18 protein-coding genes and 1 other annotated feature are annotated in these 18,380 nt (G+C 60.8%); of the genes, 13 read left to right on the top strand and 5 right to left on the bottom strand.

Going from position 1 to position 18,380, the window contains the following annotated elements; all coding sequences use genetic code 11:
* Positions 1-1,400: 1,400 nt before the first annotated feature.
* A complete protein-coding gene (locus tag AOT96_RS34800; RefSeq protein ID WP_231783271.1) occupies positions 1,401-1,892 on the bottom strand; it encodes an XRE family transcriptional regulator in 492 nt (163 codons plus the stop codon).
* Positions 1,893-3,158: 1,266 nt separating this feature from the next.
* On the opposite strand from AOT96_RS34800, the gene AOT96_RS35395 reads away from it, so the two are divergent.
* From AOT96_RS35395 to AOT96_RS22265, 4 genes are all read left to right on the top strand, one after another.
* Positions 3,159-3,329 (top strand): hypothetical protein, encoded by a 171-nt coding sequence (locus tag AOT96_RS35395; protein WP_156778975.1) that lies wholly within the window; start codon positions 3,159-3,161, stop codon positions 3,327-3,329.
* A gap of 152 nt (positions 3,330-3,481) precedes the next feature.
* Positions 3,482-3,610 (top strand): hypothetical protein, encoded by a 129-nt coding sequence (locus AOT96_RS36375; RefSeq protein WP_256670117.1) that lies wholly within the window; start codon positions 3,482-3,484, stop codon positions 3,608-3,610.
* 330 nt (positions 3,611-3,940) lie between these two features.
* A complete protein-coding gene (locus AOT96_RS22270) occupies positions 3,941-4,579 on the top strand; it encodes a hypothetical protein (protein WP_065352333.1) in 639 nt (212 codons plus the stop codon).
* Positions 4,580-4,795: 216 nt separating this feature from the next.
* Positions 4,796-5,629, top strand: coding sequence for a hypothetical protein (locus tag AOT96_RS22265; RefSeq protein WP_143173097.1), 834 nt, complete (start codon positions 4,796-4,798; stop codon positions 5,627-5,629).
* A gap of 93 nt (positions 5,630-5,722) precedes the next feature.
* Here the strand turns inward: AOT96_RS22265 and AOT96_RS22260 are convergent, their stop codons facing one another.
* The 4 genes from AOT96_RS22260 to AOT96_RS22245 form a co-directional block, all read right to left on the bottom strand.
* Positions 5,723-6,229: a histone-like nucleoid-structuring protein Lsr2 gene (locus AOT96_RS22260; RefSeq protein WP_231917287.1), complete on the bottom strand. Its 507-nt coding sequence runs from the start codon at positions 6,227-6,229 to the stop codon at positions 5,723-5,725.
* The gene (locus AOT96_RS22255) at positions 6,199-6,573 is read right to left on the bottom strand and encodes a hypothetical protein (RefSeq protein ID WP_143173098.1); all 375 of its coding nucleotides are present in this window, start codon (positions 6,571-6,573) and stop codon (positions 6,199-6,201) included. Before AOT96_RS22255 ends, AOT96_RS22260 begins: the two co-directional genes overlap by 31 nt.
* Before the next feature lie 162 nt (positions 6,574-6,735).
* On the bottom strand, positions 6,736-7,092 hold the full coding sequence (locus tag AOT96_RS22250) for a PLD nuclease N-terminal domain-containing protein (RefSeq protein WP_081377578.1): 357 nt from the start codon (positions 7,090-7,092) through the stop codon (positions 6,736-6,738).
* A gap of 1,365 nt (positions 7,093-8,457) precedes the next feature.
* A protein-coding gene (locus AOT96_RS22245) for an IS3 family transposase (RefSeq protein WP_156778974.1) occupies positions 8,458-9,719 on the bottom strand; the annotation gives its coding sequence in 2 pieces (ribosomal slippage) (positions 8,458-9,425 and positions 9,425-9,719; 1,263 coding nt in all).
* Positions 9,304-9,435, bottom strand: a sequence feature (AL1L pseudoknot). It overlaps the preceding gene by 132 nt.
* 716 nt (positions 9,720-10,435) lie before the next feature.
* Between AOT96_RS22245 and AOT96_RS22235 the strand changes: the two genes are divergently transcribed.
* The 9 genes from AOT96_RS22235 to AOT96_RS22200 all read left to right on the top strand — a co-directional run bounded on the left by AOT96_RS22235 (position 10,436) and on the right by AOT96_RS22200 (position 18,319).
* Positions 10,436-11,500, top strand: a complete 1,065-nt coding sequence (locus tag AOT96_RS22235) for an IS630 family transposase (RefSeq protein WP_065352328.1) — start codon at positions 10,436-10,438, stop codon at positions 11,498-11,500.
* A 137-nt stretch (positions 11,501-11,637) separates the two neighbouring features.
* Positions 11,638-11,865, top strand: a complete 228-nt coding sequence (locus AOT96_RS22230) for a hypothetical protein (RefSeq protein WP_065352327.1) — start codon at positions 11,638-11,640, stop codon at positions 11,863-11,865.
* Positions 11,862-12,008 carry a hypothetical protein gene (locus AOT96_RS35390; protein ID WP_156778973.1) on the top strand — a complete coding sequence of 49 codons (147 nt, stop codon included), beginning with the start codon at positions 11,862-11,864 and terminating at the stop codon, positions 12,006-12,008. The genes AOT96_RS22230 and AOT96_RS35390 overlap by 4 nt, the downstream gene beginning before the upstream one ends.
* 717 nt (positions 12,009-12,725) lie before the next feature.
* Positions 12,726-13,409 (top strand): MspA family porin, encoded by a 684-nt coding sequence (locus AOT96_RS22225; RefSeq protein WP_065352326.1) that lies wholly within the window; start codon positions 12,726-12,728, stop codon positions 13,407-13,409.
* A gap of 128 nt (positions 13,410-13,537) precedes the next feature.
* The gene (locus AOT96_RS22220; protein WP_065352325.1) at positions 13,538-13,933 is read left to right on the top strand and encodes a hypothetical protein; all 396 of its coding nucleotides are present in this window, start codon (positions 13,538-13,540) and stop codon (positions 13,931-13,933) included.
* Positions 13,934-14,138: 205 nt separating this feature from the next.
* The gene (locus tag AOT96_RS22215) at positions 14,139-14,480 is read left to right on the top strand and encodes a hypothetical protein (RefSeq protein ID WP_065352324.1); all 342 of its coding nucleotides are present in this window, start codon (positions 14,139-14,141) and stop codon (positions 14,478-14,480) included.
* 56 nt (positions 14,481-14,536) lie between these two features.
* Positions 14,537-16,948: an ADP-ribosyltransferase gene (locus AOT96_RS34795; RefSeq protein WP_231783270.1), complete on the top strand. Its 2,412-nt coding sequence runs from the start codon at positions 14,537-14,539 to the stop codon at positions 16,946-16,948.
* On the top strand, positions 16,945-17,196 hold the full coding sequence (locus tag AOT96_RS22205) for a hypothetical protein (protein WP_065352323.1): 252 nt from the start codon (positions 16,945-16,947) through the stop codon (positions 17,194-17,196). Before AOT96_RS34795 ends, AOT96_RS22205 begins: the two co-directional genes overlap by 4 nt.
* A 37-nt stretch (positions 17,197-17,233) precedes the next feature.
* Positions 17,234-18,319, top strand: coding sequence for an ADP-ribosylglycohydrolase family protein (locus AOT96_RS22200; protein WP_065352322.1), 1,086 nt, complete (start codon positions 17,234-17,236; stop codon positions 18,317-18,319).
* Positions 18,320-18,380: the final 61 nt, after the last annotated feature.

Genomic DNA, 18,380 nt, shown 5'->3' with positions numbered 1-18,380 from the left:
TACTCGACTGTCATCCGCATCTACCGTGAAACATTTGCGGAGGCAACATCGCCGGAGCCTCCGCAAATCCTTCACTTGACTGAAGCTAATGGGGATACCAAGATCACAACCCCATTCGACAAAGTCGGCGCACCGTAGGCCGTGTGGGGAGCCTCGTCCGGTTTCCAACGGACATATGCTCCTCCTTTTGGCAACCAATATGCATCACACGACGCGCGTCATGGTGCATCTCGTGGCGCTGGCCCGTCTCCCTGTTCACGAGATTGCCCGCATCAGGGAAAGGACGTCGATCTCATCGGGCGCACGATCAACGTGATAGGAAAGGGAGGAGTGAAGGCCGCAGTCCCTATGCATGAGGTGCGGCTGGAGCTTGCACAGGCTCGATGCCTCGGCACCGCGTGGTGGTTCCCTCCAGAGGGGGTAACAACCCCCACATTCGACCAAAATCGGTGGCTATGCCTTGGGTACATCGATGGAACGCGCCGGGGTTCCGGGGTCTGCGCATAGCCTTCGGCATTGGTTCAGCACGAACCTGGTCTGAAGCGGAGCGGATTTACGGACCGTGCAGCATTTGATTTGCCACGCCTCCCTGCAAGCAACTCAGATCTTCACGCCGGTCGCAGACCATCAGAAGACCGATGCGATTGCCGAGCTGACACAGCCATCTGTCGCATGAACGCCGGACGAGCGAGCCTTCCGACTCCACCTACACCGACTGAGTAATGAGATAGTAATCTCTGTGGGCACCTTTTCCTTGCCAGGTCCGGGCGCGCGGCTCGTCGGTGACGCGGTCACATGCCATTCCGACGAGCCCTCGATCTGTGCGGCGCCCTTGTCGGCGTACACACATTGGCCCGCCCTATCTGGGGGCGGGGCGGGCCACCCCCTCGTTGCTCACGAAAGCGAAGCCTAATGAACTACGATCGCAACCTGCCGACCAAGCCCCAGCAGAAGCAGTGGGCATGGGCAGTCCTGACCTTTGCGTGCGTAGCTCTCGCCGTAGCACTGGCCCTGATTTGACCCAGAGTCACCAGCCAAGACGTCAAATGCCGAGCGGTAGGGATACGCTTGTTTCTCAGCTCGCCGGCACTGTCGTCACACACTTTTCGGCGAGCCCCTCAGTTCGTGCCGTTTCCTTGTCGGTTCCGGCACGTGCGGCCTACTGCACTAGTCCGCAAGGTTCGGCAGGCCACCTGGACTGCGTACCTGGTGCCGCGACGAATATTCGACACGCACGGCCCACCCGACCGGGTGACTGCGGGTGGGCCACCTTCACTGCGTTCCGCTGTTCCGTGACAGTCGGTGGCACGTATCGACCTACTAGGTTGGACATACATCCCCCACCTAGTAGGTCATCTGATCTGCGTGCAACCGGGTTGGGCTTGGGTAGCACGCACGGCTCACCTGGCAGTTACTGACGAGCTCCCGGGTGGGCCTCCCGGGCTGCGCGGCGGGTGGACCTGATGGCCGTTCGACGCGCATGGCCTGCCCACGGTGCTACTGACGAGCACTGTGGGCAGACCATGCGGGGTGTGCAGCACGCCATTGACACGGACCGGGATCGGCGGCCCGCCCGCATCTCCGGCAGTCCGACGTCGAATCTCGTCGAGAATCTGTTTGTTCGACATCTGCTGTAGCGTCGTCCTCGTTGCAGGCAAGGGCACGTTCTCTTCTTCGGTCATGTACCCAGCAGCGACCAGCACCTCCGGCACTGGCGTATCGAACAACGCTGCGACTCGCCGCAGTACCGGCGGAGTCGGGGACCGTGCGATCGTCGTCCATTGGCGCATCAGCGATGGGTATACCCCCATCGCGCGGGCTGCCTCCTCGGCACTCTGGTGACCACGAGCGGCGATCTGATCTCGAACCCAACGCGCAAATCCTGAAGGCATAGGCGCCATTTTCCCATGCAATTTCTGAATGCTCGCACAGCGAAACAGTTCGACGGTTGCGCGCCGGATCAGTTATCCCCATGTGCTGTGCATGAATTGGGGATAGTTCAACGCTCAAGTATCTGTGACTCCATGAAGACTGGTATCCGGCACCGAGTGCACATAATCTGCGGAGGCGACGCCGGACTTAGCTGACCTACGGCGGAGCAGTGCCTCTCCGGATACGCAAGTCACGCGTTCCTTCCGGTGAGGCACCGAATACTGCGCGTCGACGGGAAATCAAGGGCTCGTTTGCGCGCACGGCCCACCGGATGCTGACACTCACCTTCACTTCGGTGGGCCACCCCGAATGCGTGCTGGGTACCGTGAGGTGGCGGCTTCGGCGCGCACAGACCCGCCGCGTTGGACCCCTATTCCGACGTGGCGGGTCACCCGAACTGCGTGCCCCATCCTTGGTCGGATCTTGGGGCGCGCACCGTCTGTCGACACGGTGGAACATGTCGACGGACAACCGTCTTGCTGAACCTCCCGGAGATAGGAATACGGCAAGCACTGGCTCGCCGCTCTGGCGCATTCCGGAGCGGCGAGCCTCCGGCAATTCCGCCTTTTCAAGGCGACGGTTCAGTGCGCACGGCTCACCGATAGTGCGCTCGCAGCCTCAACTTGTCAGTCGTTCCACGAACGAAAAATGTTCCCCGACCCCACCGCTGGACGCGACGCGATCGGGGGACATGGTGGCGAGGGTGAAGTCGTTGCGATCGCGATGAATGCTGAGTGGTGGCCACCGATGGCGACCACGGATGCCGTCATGTCCCAATCGGGAAGCGTCGCAAGTATGTCCAATTCACGGGTCACGACACGGAGAGTCTCTCCGCAGTACTCGCAGCTGCGGCTCCATCGGGCATCAGACTTGTGTGCGGGGCCGGCCACGGCATTGTCGGTGCAGAAGCTGACCGCCAGCCGACCGCCGAGATAATCGAGCTCTTCGGCTTCGGCACAACGATCCTGGGGGGATGCACCTTTGAGCGGCGTGGAAACCGAAGTCGAAACGACCCGAAGGGGCAAATAATCGACTGGAACTAATAAGAGATAGCAAGGATTTGGTGCGCTGAGCGCGTTGCGCGGGCAGCGTCGACATCGACCGCCCGCATGCGCGTTTCGGCGCGTGGCTCTCGATGTGTGCCCACACGGACGGGTTAAGTAATAGGATGGTAAAGAAATCGATACCAGGAGAACATCACGTGACCGACCTCAGCCCACAAGGACGTGCCCACCTGCGCAAGGAACGCGCAGACCTACGGCGACGAAGCGATGGTCGATGTCCGCGACGCCCTCCAGGCCGCCCTCAATGAACGCGACGAACTCCGAGACCTTCTCGTCGACCGACTCTTCGCCACCGCTCGCGCCGACGAGTCTGCGACCGAACCTGAAATCTAGCGAAATGCTTAGATCTGGTAACAATGGCCCGTGAACACTCACGCCATTGTCACAGCAAACCCGCACCAGAGGCTCCTCATCGCTGCCGCACTCGTCAATGGGTACCCCACGCCGATTCATGTTCTTTGCCAGCACGCGGAACTGACAGCACCATGACAGAAGAGGAAATGCGCGAGGCGATCCGAGCCCGCGCCGCTCAAGCAGTCGGTCGCGACATCGACGACGGCTGGGTCGAATTGATCAACAACGTCATCCGTAACAAAGCCCCCGAAACGAACTGACAGCACACCGTCCAGGAGCGCGCCTGGATCTGTCGCCGCACCAGCCGCTACGCAGAAGACGGCTCGATAGCCGACACTGGCGGAGCCGCGGTGGTCAGCATGAAGTCGGGGCGAACCAAGTCGTTTACCGTTCTGTCCGTGCCTACGTATGCGCGTTAAGGCCGATATCGATCCGGTTTGGTAGAAAACTTGATAGGACTCACTGAGACGGGTGTCGGCCTCAGCTCCCGCGCCACCTCTCGCCATTCCAATACTGATGCGATAATGACGTCCGACACATCGGCCTGAAGGCATGGCCGCAGAGAATGTGCGCGCAGAAAAGAGTAAACAATGAGTCCGCGAAATACCTGGTTGTCGACCCGGTCCACAGAACTGCGCGCTATCCTCCTCGACCTCGGTCTGACGATCACCGACGCAGAGGCGCAGTCAATTCTCGATGACAAGGTCAATGAGTACGCGACGATGATGCGCGTCAGCCGTCAAACAGCTCAGCGCAGTTTCGGTGATGAACACCTGGCCCGGTTTGCCCAGTCGCTGACACTCTCCATTTCGGACGAAGCTCCGGGTGCAAACCTTGTCGAGTTCGAGCGAACGATCTCGATGTCTATCACGGCGGTGGGGCTGACGACCGCAGCTTTGGCGGAAGCGCTCAAGGTTGCGCACGCCAACCTCAAGGACATCGCCATCAGCGAAGGGTTGAGTCATCTCTCGACTTTGGGGATGATCACTGCAGAGGCCAGTGCGTTTCTCGTGCCCGTCCCGCGTCCGCTTCTACTTCGAATCGCCCGGTTTCTGGACATGGCAGGTACCTCCGTCAAGGACGGTGCGAACTTGCCGGAAGGGCTTGCGGAATCAGGGCGCGCGCAGTTCGCTGAGATCCTTAGCGTTGACGCTGACGGGATCCGTGCCATTGCGAACGACGACAGCGACGATGCGCCCGAGTTGTGGCGGACGCCGAATCCTCGTTGAAAGAACAAACTCGGAGGTTCCGCGTTGCAGTCTCTTTGCGATCGCCACGCGACCGGAGCGGATGAGTGCCTACGTGAAAATGGCTGTCTTTGAACAGGAGTGCTGTGTTCGGAAACAACCCTCGATACTGTCGAATCGCCAGTAGGATCCGAGCATGACTTCTGTTGCCGTTTTCGTAGATACTAATAGGCGACCCTGGTCGAGCTTGGTGTGCTTGTGAGTAACGATGACGAGTACATAGAAGAGATCCGCGTCGTTCGGCGGAAGAAGGACACCTACAGGTCGAAATCATCGAAGTCCAAGGATTTCGAGAGCGATCTCCTTCGCAGCAAGACCTCTAAGAATGTTGCCGGTCCGACCGAGTCCCGGCGGGTCAACGAACAGGAACTTCGTGAGAGGTACCAGAGCGCTCCTATCTTCGTGACGTCTTCAGTCTCCTCTCCACGTGAACTGACACCGAGCCAACAAGCACTCGCCGACGTCATAGCCGACGCCGGGAGCATAGTGATACGCGAGTTCCTGGTCCCGCTGATCAGAGACGTCGCAGCTCCCGCGGCCAAGGCGAAACTGGGTGAGTTCGCGGCGCGTCAGCGTATTCGGGCGCTGGAACGAGCTGAAGCTAAAACGAAATCATCCGACGCTGACGCTGTGCAGGTCGACGTTGTGGGCGAGGAAAGTTTCGCTCCCGTCGCCGATCTGGAAGTTGCGGAGCCTTCGATCCCGGTCACCCGAAGCGCCCTCATGCTCGCCCAGTTGCAGTTGAAACTCGCGCAGGACTACGCCGCCAAGCAACAATGGCTCATTTCGCACGCTGAGGTTGTAGATGAAGATCTCTCGCCGGAACTGGAGCAATCCCTCACGCGAATGATCGAAGGCAGGGCGAATGAGCTGAATGATTCGGAGCGCGAAGCGGTTGCGGCCTTCCTTCAGCAGGCCGGGAGTATCGCGGGCAGCAAGCCTGCGCTGGCCCCTCAAGGAAGACTCCGACGAGTCGCGGACGAGGTTCGCAAGGTACCGAAACGACCGCGTAGGCCCAGAGAGGCTCCATAGCCTGTCTCCCGTTGCTGCGCGCGACCGTCAGTTTGCCTCGTTGTCCTGACGCGTACTCTTGAATTACAGCCCGGCCGAGATAGCTAAGTATCTCTAGTGACTGGCGTCGAACGCCTCGATAATTTCTTTCTTAATCCTTCCGCGACTCGACACCTCGTACCCGTTGCTGTTGGCCCAGTCCCGGATTGCGTGTAACTGTTCTGGTGATCGATGCGGGGTAACGGTCTTCGTAGCAGCTTGTGTCCCGTTGTTCTTCTTGGCCGTGCCAACTTTTTGGGCAGACTGAATGAACGGCTCAAAGGCAGCGTCGAGTTTGTCGGCGTTCGTTGGCCGCAGATCGATCTGGTAGTCGGCACCTTGGTACGAAAAAGTCACACGGTGCTCAAAGCCTGGATCGATCGGCTTTCCGTCGAGATCGTCGGTGAAGGTGTGGATGAAGATTTCGGCCATTGTGAGGGGACCTCTGTTTGTTTCGGAAAAGATGGCAGCCAGCACCATACAGTCAATTCGGTGCGTCTTTGGGAGGTGGTCGTACTTGGAGTCCGGGAATTGACCGCCAAGGGTTGTCGTCAGATGCGTACTGCCCAGGTTGGTCGCCATCGAGGATCGACCACGGCTATGTGCTGCGCTCCCGATGCGGCGATCAATGCGGCACGGTGACGACCGTCCACCCATGTGCCTCCGCTTCCGATGTCGAGTGGGCGGGAGTGGAGTTCGCTCCACGCAAAGAGGTCGGGCCCAAATAGCCCGCACTCGTCGCCGTACAACACCCACGTCTCGAAGTCCCATCCGGTCGCCCGCTCCTGAACCACTGCAGCACTCAGGTTTGCGATGGTCAACCAGTCGACGACGGGATATCCCTCGTGTAGTCGCCAGTTGTTCGATTCCGCCTCCACCCCTGTGACTTTCGGCAGGGTCGAGACCGGCCGTACGACAAAATTCATGAACGTGCACCTCCCGTAAACACTGGTAAGTATGCAGGTAACAAGCGTCTTTCCGGTCGCCGGATGTCACCGGCGCGACACCCCAGAATGCCCCGACGCAGCTCGAAAGCATTTGCGTCGAACTGACACTTCGAGCTGATCAGAACCACTGCGCTATGAACCTCAGGTTTGGCCCGAATCACCTTCTGCGCGTTGTTGCCGGCCGGCGCGGCGTTGTTGTTCAGCACGTTCACGGCACTCCTGCCGAAAGGCTTTCTCGGCTGCGGGATCATACGCTGCGACCGTTCGCCCCCCTTCGGCATCGACGTGCGCAGCAACGCTCGCGTAGACCGGTGACGCGCGCTGCCCACGACCGGCGACCAGCCACAACACTGACCCGAACACCGGGACGAACAGGATTACCACCATCCACAGCGTCTTCGGCAGATGCTGGATGTATCTCACGTCTCGGGTGACAACATCCACCAGGCAGAAAACCCACAGCGCCATCGACGCAAGACTGAAAACGAACAACGGCACGGCATCTCCTCCCGAATACGTATTTCCTGCCGATTGTATCGAAAGTCGTAGAGGTAGTGCAGCCTTCAAGTAGCTGTAACTTCACGAAGACTGGTATCAGGTTCTTTGTGTCGCCTATTGTTCCGATTGGCGTCACAGTTTCCCCGTTTCCGCCAACGAGGGGGATGGCGCCTGCACTCCGCCGACGGTGTCCCCAAACCGTCGGCGGGGCACCACGTACCGGTGTACCGCTTCCGCCTCGGTTCTCGGTACGCCACGCTCACCGACCTGCTGGTCACTCTCAGGTCGGTGAGCAACAACAAAGCTGCGCATCGAAGATTCCTCCATGTCCCTTCGATGCGCTGGGCTCGCCGGTGACGGTCTCCGAACACCGTGGCCGGCGAGCCATCTCATCCCTCCAGAGGGGCCTCAAGAGTCGGCTCGTCTGGGCATCGTACGGGTTGCGGCCGCGGCTCCGAGCACGCGAAGTACTATTCGTACCGTGTGTCCGCGCTTCGTCGGCTCACCGCACACCGCCTGCCTTGGATTGTTCCGCCGAGCAACAGGCAAAGGCCACTCGAACTGCGTGCCACTGTTCGTGACAGTCGGTGGCGTGTCGTGACAGTCGGTGGCGTGCACGGCCCGCCGGGTTGAACACCTAACCTCGACCTGGCGGGCTACCGATGACTGCATGTCGCTTTCCGTGGCGGTCGGCGGCATGCATGGTCCACCGGGGCGACACTCACATGTTCGCCGGTGGACCACCCCGGCTGTGCGCCCGACGGACGTGATGGCTGTCGGTGCACAGGGGCCTGCCGAGCTTTCTGCACTGAAGACTCGGCAGGCCACCCCGATCCAGCGATCGAACCATTCCTGATTACGCGAGTCCGTTTTGTCACGGCACAGAATCCACTTAGCTACAGGGCGAAAGTAGCTGGCCCCTCTGCCCGCCAATAGCCCAGTCGCGGCGTCGTGACACCTCCCCGCAGTTTCATGCCTACTCGGGGCGAAAGGTCATGGGATCTAGGGACTTTCAACCTATTTGGGATAAACGATGCGTATGGAACGATGCGAGAGTGAAAATGAACGCTCAAGTCATCAGGTCCCGCAGGCGTCGGGCCAGGCGTTACAGCCCCACTCGTTGGTGGAGCACGGCCCTCGTGGTGGGCCTCTGTGTCATCACCGGATTGATCGTCGCCGCCAGTGTGTGCTCCTCGATGGCCGCCACTGGAGCTGACCTGAGATCATTCAAGCCTCAATTAGCCGTAACTTCACGAAGACTGGTATTTACTTCACCGTGTCGCCTACTGTTCGGACTGGCGTCATGACTTCTCCGTTTCCGCCAATGGAGGAGATGAACCGCCCTGGATCTGATGGAGACCTGGTTCAGGCCACCTCGCGGTCGAAGGTGGCGGTCGAGCACTGTTGACGGTACTTGTTTTCGTAGTCGATGGGCGAGTTGTAGCTGATCGAGGAGTGCAGTCGGTTGGTGTTGAACCAGTGCACCCAGGACGCGGTTTCTCGTTCGACTTCGGCGCGACCGGTCCATGACTTTTGCCGGTCGATCAGCTCGGTCTTGTACAGGCCGATCGTTGATTCCATCAACGCATTGTCGAGTGCGTCGCCGACGCTGCCGATCGAACCGGCGAGCCCGGATTCGATCAACGCTTCAGCGAAGGCGAGCGATGTGTATTGCGAGCCGGCATCGGAGTGATGCACCAAACCAGTTGCAGTAAAAGCGAAATCACTCCTACGCCTTGTGGACAATGCTTGCTCGAGCACCCCGGATACCAACGGTGTCGCCTTGGTCGTCATCACCCGCCATCCGAGAATTCGGCGGGAGAACACATCGACGAGGAACGCTGTGTAGACGAACCCGGTCAACGTCCAGCAATAGGTGAAGTCGGCAACCCACCACTGGTCCGGGCGGGTCGGCGCGTCCCACTGTCGTTCGATCAGATCGGGGTGCCTGGGCGCTCGATCGTCGCGTTCTGTGGTCACTGTCCGCCGGCGTCCGCGGACGACTCCGGCCGCACCACAGATCGCCATCAACCGGCCGACCTGATCACGGCCGATATCGTGACCAGCACGTTTCATCGAATGCCACAGTTTCCGGACCCCGTAGAGCCCTCTGTTGGCGAGATAGAGGCGGTGCACAGTGTTCGCGGCGTACGCCTCGTCGAGGGCGGCAGCGGAGACCTTGCCGCGTTTCTTGGCGGCATAGTAGGTGGACGGGGCGATCTTGATTCCGTGCTCGCGGAGCACAGTGCAGATCGGGTCGACCCCGAATCGTAGCCGGTATTCGTCGATGTAGTCGACGATCACCGAAGCCGGCGGTCGACCTCCGCCGCCGCGAAAAACGCCGATGCAGTCTTGAGAATCTCGTTGGCTCTTCGTAATTCGGAGTTCTCGCGCCGAAGCGCTTTCAGTTCTCCATCGCGGTCGAGTCCTGCTTGTGCCTCATGCACTTTGGCTGAGGGCTCGTCCTTTTCGACCCAGTTCCGGATCGTCGCAGGATTGATGTCGAGTAGCGCTCCGACGTGTGTGCGGGCGGCGGTTTTGGAGTCGCCGTGCTCGGATCGACGGTCTCGATACATTCGAACTGCCCGCTCCTGCGTCTCGGCATCGAACTTCCTTGGTGCACCCATATCTGCATTCTCCTGGTGAGATCACAGTCTCCACCAGTCCCAGGACGCTTCAAGATGACATCCGCGCCCCGTTGACGGTGTCCCCAAACCGTCGGCGGGGCACCATGATCGGCGTACCGCTTCCGCCTCGGTTCTCGGCACGCCTGGCTCACCGGCCGTGTATCCACGGTCTGATCACCGGACGGTCGGTGGGTCGCAACAGACTGCGCGCCGAAGTTCCTCCATCTTCTCCGGCGCGCATGGCTCGCCGGTCACGGTCTCCGAACACTGTGGCCGGCGAGCCGCCTCGCTCAACAGGGTGCCGCTGCTCGTCGCAGCGTTCGGCCTCTCGTTGAAACTGGGCGCTGCCACGATTCACTGACTGCCCCACCCATGCGCACCGGTTTTGCGCGGTGCGACCAAAGCTCGCCATATGCAGGACAAAGTGCATCGACACGAGACCTGCGTGACATCTAAGGTGGAGATGTAAAGACCTGCTTCTCGGTGTTTACCGGTCTCGTCGGTCCCCTTGTTGTGTGGCCGTCGAGACCGTCCTGTTTCCGCGTCCGGCGGCAGCTCCGGCTACGGTTCAATGCACGCGTCCACCCCGTCGACGAGTGACGCCGTCGGGCGATGGACAAAGCTGATCGTCGTGTTTCCGGATCGAGCCTGTAGTCGGATGACCTAGTGCCGCGCGCCTAAAGTTCTTTGACAGTTCGGTTTGAGATACTTCAGACATGCGGATTGAGCCTCTGATCTTGCGTGACGGCGACGACGTCGAATTGGCGAGGCGGGTGCGATCGAGGTCGATTCCTTCGGGTGCGGCGCAGCGGGCACGGATCATTGTGCTCGCATCTCAAGGTGAGTCGAATTCGTCGATCGCAGAGCTGGTCGGGGTGTCGCGGCCGACGGTGATTTCCTGGCGCGCTCGCTACGATGCGGACGGGTTGGCCGGCCTCGAGGACGATGCTCGGTCGGGGCGGCCACGCAGTCTCGATCACCGGGAGATCGTCTCGGCGACCTTGATGCCGCCGCCGAAGAAATACGGTGTTACGCACTGGAGTTCGCGTTTGCTCGCGAACCATTTGGGGATCGGGTACGGCACGGTCGCGCGGATCTGGCGTGAGTACGGTGTGCAGCCGTGGCGCAGTGAGACATTCAAGTTTTCCACCGATCCGGCACTGGTTGCGAAGGTGACCGATATCGTAGGGTTGCACCTCGATCCGCCGGAAAACGCGATCGTGCTGTGTGTGGACGAGAAGTCGCAGATTCAGGCATTGGATCGGACAGCTCCGACGTTGCCGATGCAGATCGGGATCCCGGAGAAGCAAACCCATGACTACGTCCGCCACGGCACCACCACCTTGTTCGCCGCGTTGGAGATCGCAACCGGCAAGGTGACCGGGATCTGCCGGCCACGGCACCGTCACCAGGAGTTTCTGGTGTTCCTCAAGCATGTGGCACGGGCGTATCCGGATCAGGAACTACATCTGGTGATGGACAACTACGCGACCCACAAGAAGGCCGAGGTCCGTCAGTGGTTGGCTGCGAACCCGCGGATCCATGTCCATTTCACCCCGACATCGGCGTCGTGGATGAACCTCGTCGAGGTGTGGTTCGGAATCATCGAACGTCAAGCGATCCACCGTGGGACTTTCCGCAGTGTCCGCGAACTCACGAGCAAGATTCGGGACTTCATCAACGGGTGGAATCCGCGGGCGCAGCCTTTCGTGTGGACGAAAACTGCCGAGCAGATCCTGGCGAAAGCCGACCGTAAAACAACTTCAAACTCGGGGCACTAGTGGATATGTCACCGTGAACTACACACCCTGACACACCATGCTGCGATGTAACTCGATATTCTCTAGAGTGGGTCCGCTGCGGGCTCCTGCCCTCGGATATGCCGTCGCGCAGTACGACTGGCCGATGAGGATCCTCGATGAGCGACGCAAATGGCAATAGCGGTCTGGTGACCAGGCTCGGTGCCGTCCCCATCGCGGACGGTGCTCTTATGACCAAAATGCTGCGCGCCACATTGGTGCAGCATGCAGAGAGCGGCGTGGACGTTTCCGAGCCCGCTTTGCTCGGACTGCTAGCGATCGTCGGCGCGTTGGAAGATCGTCTGGCGCATCATGCACCCGCGTCGCCGCTGGAGGTGACGTCATGAAGAACGCCCTACTACGGCTGCGAGCTCGCGTGGAGGAGCGTGTCGATCTTTCATCTGACGGTTCGTCTGGGCTGACGCCGGAAGCAATATTGGTGCTCGGGAGCATCATTGCGGCGCTGGGTGTCATCTGGTGGGCCGCATAGCCGAAGGTTATGCACAGGCACTGTGGAATGAGTGGGGATAACCCTTTCCGGGTGATGCATACCCAGTCGTCTCGATGTAGAGGCCTTACTGGCCGCGTTTCGTCGATTCGCCTGCCCGAGCGGTGGTGGCACTCACCGTTTCGCCTCCGCAGCGAATAGCCTGCTTTCACAGTCCGGCGGCGAGCCTAGGTGCCGAGCAACGTGCTGGCGGTTGCCGAACTTCTGCGAGTCCTTCGGGACTTTGCCGAGCGCCTGACATGACTTTCTGAACGAAATACCTCGCATAGTGGCCGAATGTGATTCGCTCCCCGCGTGGCTCCGCCCGCAAAACTCCTGCGCTCGGCCTACCGTGCGGGATCGCGCGCCAGCAATTAACTATTGACGATTCAACTACCGTCCGGCGAGGCGAAGCGTCGATTTCGGCGCCGTCACGCTGCAATGAGTGAACTCAACCGGCCTGTTCTTCTGTTTGCCCGCTCATCACTGCGTCTGTCTAATTGATAACTTTCATGACGCTTGCCATATCGGGACAAAAGTCCCACGTGCTGGTCACGAGCTTGTCGAGATGTATCCGTGATCGAAAGTTCACGATAAAGCCGACTACGGCCGATCTGGAGCCTGGTGATCAAACGGAACGCTTGGTACTGTCCGGTAACTTCAATTCAGTTAGTGTTCAGTTACCTCAACGGTTGCTGGCCCGCGACGTAGGAGCTACTCATGGCAACCAGCCCGGAACCCCGCACGACTCGTCGTCACTCGAAGGCCGCAGTGGGACTTGCGGCATGCGCTGTTGCCGCGCTGTCGTCGGGTGTGGTCTTCGCAGGGAGCGCATCGGCAACGCCGACGGCGCTTCCCGACAAGTTCGCGAGCACGGTCACCGATGACGGCTGGTCGTTGGATCTTGCCGCAACGAAACTGTCGGCGAACCCGGTGCCGAATCTGGCGACGACGGCGTTCACCCGTGAGGGGTTCGTGTCGGCGAAGGTGACCGGCACGATCGGTGGTGCGGGCGATTCGGCAGTGAAGACCGGATATGTCGAGCAGGGGTTGCAGATCGGCTGCCAGATCGATGTCTCCTCCGGACTTGGCTTGGGGCTTGGCTTTTCGCTCGGCCCGTCTGTCGGTGTGAGTATTTCGGGTGTCCCGTCGGCGAACGTGGGTGTGAATGCGTCGGTGAATCCGAGCATCCAGACCACCATCGCACCGGGAACCATCACCACGATCCCGCTCGGCAAAAAGGACCTCGAAGCGGCGAAAGCGTCGATCACGGCAGAGAACGTGCACGTGAAGGTTGACGCTTGCATGGGGCCGGTCACGATCCGCTCCTACGCACAACTCGCCGTCTCAACTGCAACCTCGGACAACAGCCTGTTCGTGTATTCCGATCCGACCTGGCTCTAACCCGGAGCAGCCGTCGTCAGCGCTGCATTCTCAACCCACTCTGCGCAGGCCACCATGCCCTCGCACACGCCGTCACACGAGGCCCGAGTCACGGGTTTGCCCATCAATCAGCATCACAGGAGAAGTTCATGAAGATTCGCACCTTGGTCACAGCCGGAGCGCTCACCGCAGGTATCGCCCTCGTCGGTCTTATCGGCGGGGGCGTGGCATCGGCTGCCACCCCGATCGTGCAGCCAGAGAAGGGTCGGATCGGGCTTTCGCTCTCGAACGCTGAAACCGCAGCACTGGCGGCGAGCCCCATCCCCGATGCGATCGCGAACATTGTTCCCGGCTCGCAGCGCTGGGTTGGCCGGGCCCCGGGTTCGGTCATCACCAACGTCGACGGCAGGGCCAGCGCCCCCGATCGGGTCGTGATCGCCGAAGCTGCTGCGCATCCGGGCGGCTACGTCAACATCTACGTATCCGACCCGAACAACCCCGTCACCGGGGGCTACATCGTGCAGACCTACCAGCACTGGAACTGACACCTCGGCTTTGCGGTCCGTCCTGCGATTTTCGGTGACGGCACTCTCTGAGCACTCTGAGGGCCATCACGAACTGCAGTAGTCCGCGTGGCGCTCCAACCATATTTCAGACCAGTTCATCGCTGCCCTCCCGATCTCGCAGGGATGAAGATCCACCACCGAATCCGTTGCACCACTTCACCCGTCCACCGTTTGGAGTCCCGTCATGACCATCCACAACGCCGAACACTCTCGGTCCCGCCCGATGACGGAGCCGCCGGCCACAGTTCGTAGTGGCCGCGGTGCGGACGTCGACGACTGGGACCCGGACAGTGAACTGAGCGAAACCTCGAAGAGCGCGATCGCGACTGTATTCGGGCTAGCGCTACTTATTGCGGCGTTCGCGGTGATCGGACGACTCGGTGGTTGGGCGGCTGATTACGGGACGATTCTGGTGTATCTGGCGTTCTTTTTGTGGATGTCGATCGCGGGCCGGGTGTTCTGGTGGGGCGCGGACAAGCTCATCGCCGCGGCGCGGAAGAAGTCGAACACCGGTGATCGCCGGTGAAGTCCGTGCTGAAGCTGCGCAGGTCCATCGCGGGAGTACTCGCTGCCGGAGCAGTCATGACTGGAGTAGCTGGAGCCATTGGTGCGGGAATCGCACTGATCGCCGCACCCGCGACCGCGGGACCAGCGGAGGACTGTGCGGCGGTGCGGGCACGTGATCATCAGATCTACCTGAATCTGATCGCGTCACTGCCTCCTGGTTCTCCGATCCCGCCTGAATACATCAACCCGTGCCTGACCGCACCCACCACCACAGCGACCGCCGCCCCGACAACCACCGTCGGACTACCGGGTGCACAGGCTCCGGGCGGTGGCCCGAACGCCGGCGCGAACGCTCCGACGAACTTCCCCACCTACAACGGCACCCCCATCGTCCCCGTCCCCGGCGCCGCGCTGCCTGGACAGCCGAATACGCCGACACCATCTGGTATCGAGAACCCTGCAGGAGTCCCGGTTCCGACGACCACCAGCGGACCTGCCCCGACCGCACCCCAACCCGCTGGATCGACCGCACCCACAGCGGTCCCCGATCGTGGTCCCGGACCTGTTCCCTCTGGAACACCGAATACTGTTCCCGGACAGTCAGAATCGAATCCCACGGTCACGCCCTCGGGACTCAGCGACGACGACGGGCGCGATCGGTACCTCGAACTCGTGTTGGTCGGTGCCGCCGCGTTCACAGCCGGCGGGATCGGAGTACGTGGGCGTCGTTCACCGTTCGGCCCACGCATACCGTTGGATGGGCGTACGCCGGAATCGATCCTCTCCCAGACAGTCGGTACCCTCGCCTCACCGCTGATGGAGTACGCCAAGGGTGGCCAGTCGAAGATCACGGTCACCGAACCCGGCGGGGGACGTCGTACGTTCTTCCTGATCCACGACGCGACGTCCTCACACGAAGCGGAAATCCCCGTCGACGTCCCGCCCGGCGGGCATATGAGCGTTAATCCGGACGGCTCCGTCACCGTCTTCGACGCGGACGGAAACCCGGTCTCGGCCGTGGCAGCTCCGTGGGCGTACGACGCCGACGGCAATCCTGTTCCGACTGACTACGAAGTTCGCGACGGCCGTCTTATTCAGAAGGTGTATGCCGACGAAGCGACCGCGTACCCGATTTTGGCTGATCCGCCGGAAAAGAAGGCGAAGGCACCCACCTCGGTCGCTTCGAAACAAGTCCAGAAAAATACGAACACCGCCGCACCCAAGCCGAATTCGATGACCTCGCGCACAACTCCGCAGAAACCGCAGAACAGTGGAAACACGAACTCGGGCAACACTTCCGGAGCCACGAACAGCGGCACCACCGCTGGTAAGTACGCCGGGATCACCACCCAAGGCTCCGCTCCGGTCACGAAACCTGCATCTCCCAATCAGTCACCGCGCACCACCACCAAACCTGGACCGAAGCCCGCGCCGACCTCTCAGGAACAAGCAACGAACCAACTCGCCCAAGCACACGGCGAAGTCCCTCCGGTTGCACCTTCGAAACCCGCGCAACCAAATCAGTCGCCACGCACCACAACCAGTCCGGGCCCCAAACCCACTGTCAGTCCACGACAACAAGCTGCGAACCAGCTTGCCGAAGCGCACGGGGACGTGCCGGCCGGGTTCACCGGCAATGTTCCGATCCCGCCAGATCCGAACGCTCCCGACGACCGATCGTTCCCGCAAAAAGTATGGGACACCGCGTGGGGTGTCGGGGAAAGTGCCGTCGACACAACAGTCGATAGCGTCGGAACGCTCGGAGATGCGTGGCGAAACTTCCTCGTAGTCCCCGTCCACGATGCCGCCGTCGATCCGTTCGGGTTCAATCGCGGCCAACGAGCACAACCTTCACCCGAGCATTCGCCGGTTGAAATCGCAATCGCGGCCGCAAATATCGTCTCCCTCATTCCGATCGTAGGCACAGGAGGCAGAGCCGGCGGGGTCGCTGTGCGCGAAGCGGTGGAGGCTGTTCTGCGTCGCGGCGGAACCGCCGCAGAAGCCGAAGCAGTCGGGCGCAGCGTGGCCGCTGGCCTCGGGCCGGCGGATTACACCGCAATCGGTCGCTACACCGGTGTGGATTCGATGACTTTGAACTCCGCTCTTCGCACGCCATCCGGACTTACGCCCGAACTGACCGCTGAAGCCGACGCGCTGAGTTCCGCGCTGTCGAAACTGCCGAGCTTCGAAGGCGACGTTTACCGCGGCGTAGTCTTGCCTGAGCGTGTGATCGCCAGATACGAGCCGGGTACGATTGTGGAAGAAACAGCCTTCACCAGTGCAACAACGGATCTATTGGAAGCTTTCCCAGGCAATGTCAAGTTCTTTATCGAATCGCGAACCGGAAAGGAAATATCCGAATTCTCCGCAATGGCGGATGAGGCTGAGGTTTTGTTCGATCAAGCTACATCATTTGAAGTCCTCGCGCGAACAGTCAATTCGGCCACCGGCGTCACAGAGATTATAATGAGAGAGATAGTGAGATGAGTGAAGAGGAAAATATCTCCGAGGGGTATGACTCGCCGTTCGTTCCATCCGAGGAGCAAAGAGCTACTATTGAAAGACTGAGCGCTAAAATCAAAGCTCAAGCTGCCATTCCGATGGAGAAGAGGAAATATAACTCGAACCCAAGGTTTTCCGAAAACTTTGGCCCCATCGAAGGTGACGACGGTGAATGGCGCTTTCCCAAGATTCACGACAGGTCGAGTAACAACCACGTCGATTCGGCTGAGTAGCAACTGGCTAGAAGTACCAACCTTTGAAGGAGCTAGCGTGGCGGCATCTGTTGCTGATGAGCCGACTGCCGAGCGTGCTCGCTACGGGAATGCTCTTGTCGGGCTCGCGGCCGGTGACGCGTGGGGTTTTCAGGTCGAGTTCCGCAGGTACGCGGACATGCCGGCCTACCCGGTGCCTGCGCCTGCGGGTGAGTGGATGATCAGCGACGACACTCAGATGACTCTCGCGCTGCACGACGCACTCGTCGAGGTCTCGGACTTCGCCGACATCCCCGCAGTCACCGACTCGATCGTCCGACACTTCATCGCATGGGAACTCGATCCTGAAAACTTCCGTGCCCCGGGCATGACCTGCATGGGCTCATTGGCAAATCTGCGCGGCGGCGCCAAGTGGTACGACCCAGACGGGGCGTTCAAGTCCGCCGGTTGCGGTGCGGTCATGCGATTGGTGCCCGCCGCATTCGCACCGGAACCGTATTGGCGGGGCGTGACCGCCCTTCAAGCTGTGATCACCCACAAACACCCCCGCGCAATAGTTCCCGCGCTGCTTCTGGCCGACGCGGTCCGTCACGCGCCGGAGCGCCGTGGCAGATTCCTCGAATTCGCCCTGGCGGAGGCAGCGCGAATCTACGAAGGTGTCAGCGAGTGGTTGAGCGATTCGCACTTGGCGGATGTCCTCGCCCCGTATCGAAGGGACATGCCATCGGTACTGGTGGATGGGCTCAACGACGATGTGGTGGATATCCTCGGTGCCGCGACTCGGGCACGGGATCGACTTGTCGGGATCGATGCGGCTGCGTTCGGTGATCCGTGTGCCGGTGTCGGTGAAGGGTGGGAATCCGCCAGCGCGGTTGCCCTGGGGCTGCTCGTTGCGGATCTGGCGACTTCCGCCGACGGTGATGATAGTGCGCCGCTCACCGGGCCCGCTGCACTGGGGTGGGCGGCAACCAGTAATGGTGACTCGGACTCCATTGCCTGTATTGCCGGCGCGGTTATCGGGTCGGCCCACGTCGTGCCGGACTACTGGAAGCGTGCCGGTTTGGTTCCCGAATTCGAGCCGAGGTATGCCGCCGAGTTGGAGGCCGCAACACGACGATTGCCCGGAAAGAACACGAAAAACTGACATTCAGCGCAGGGAGCCTCCGGGGGCTCGTGAAACCCATTCTTCTCGCAACGCGCCTGCA

Source organism: Rhodococcus sp. 008 (genome assembly GCF_001682295.1).
Taxonomy (GTDB): domain Bacteria; phylum Actinomycetota; class Actinomycetes; order Mycobacteriales; family Mycobacteriaceae; genus Rhodococcus_F; species Rhodococcus_F qingshengii.
This window is presented reverse-complemented; position numbering and strand designations above follow the sequence as displayed.